Below are 1,177 nucleotides of genomic sequence, written 5' to 3' on the forward strand. Positions count from 1 at the left end.
TCTTCCCGAGGATTTTGGAACAGGGCTGTCGCATGCTTCAGGCTCCGATATTTCGTTCCTTCCGGAAACGGGAAATCGTATCTGGCAATGAGTTCGCCGTGCATCGTCACCAGCATCAATTCCTGCTGATCCCAGTGAGCCTTCAGGGGTGTGCTGCGTAGAAGCTTGCCCAGATAAATCTCCACCCCAGCGATTCGGATGCACCGGTTCTTGTTCGCACGCATCAACTGCTCACCGATGCTGCCCATATCTTCGGACCGTAACGTTGCCATGAGCTTGGCAGGAGCACCGACCTGCTCAGCGACAGGTCCGGCAAAGTCAGCAACCGGTTCAGAAATCGCTTTGCCTGGTGCCTTGGTGCTGTATTTCAGCGCGTATCCAGGCTCTGGAGAAGCAGCCACCGGGGTCGCCTCCCATGCCTGCTGAGGTGTCATCCGGTCTTCCAAGGACTGATGGCCTCGTTCATTGTTGTAGGCATGGTCAAAGACATCGACCTGCCGTTGCAACGCCGGCAAATCTTTGACGTAGGGCTGCTTCTTCAACCACTTGAACAGCGTCGAATGCAACCGCTCATTCTTTCCCTGGGTTGTTGGCTTATACGGTTTGCCCGTGATCGTCGCGACCCCCAGACTATTGGCGTAAGCGACTAATTCGCTGACCATGCCGCGGCGGATAGGGTTCAAAGCGTCCCCGTTATCGCTCAAGAGCCGTTGCGGAACTCCACGTGCAGCAACGCCTCGGCGGAAGACTTCCACCGCTGCTTTGCTGTTCTCTGTTCTTGCGACCAGCGAGGCAACTGCCAGTCGGGAATGGTCATCGAGCAGCTGGAAGATCACGCATTTACGTCCGCCTTCGAGCAAGTATTCGGTGGCGTCCAACTGCCAGCAGGCGTTGGGCATGGGGTAGCGGAAGGACCGGTAAGAAGATCTGGGCCGTTTGCGTGGTGACGGGGTGATGACCCCGCGTTCCCTGAAGATCCTAGCCAGCGCCGCGATGGATGGGGCCTTCATGCCGAGGCTGAGCATTTTGTCGTGCACGCTGATGGGCCCGTGGTCCCACCCGGCCTCTTCCAGTGCTTTGCGGACCGCGATGGCTTGGTCTTTGAGCGCCTCGTTGGTGCTATTCGGAGAGCGCCTTGGACGGCGTGAACGCGGTTCCAACGCCGCGGCTTGGCCTT

Annotated in this window: 1 protein-coding gene; it reads right to left on the reverse strand. The window is 58.3% G+C overall.

What is annotated here, in order from left to right; translation table 11 throughout:
- The coding region (locus CIK76_RS16680) for a DDE-type integrase/transposase/recombinase (protein WP_141393596.1) at nucleotides 1–1,177 on the reverse strand (1,177 nt) is incomplete at both ends.

The sequence above is a fragment of the Glutamicibacter sp. BW80 genome (assembly GCF_002332385.1).
GTDB lineage: Bacteria > Actinomycetota > Actinomycetes > Actinomycetales > Micrococcaceae > Glutamicibacter.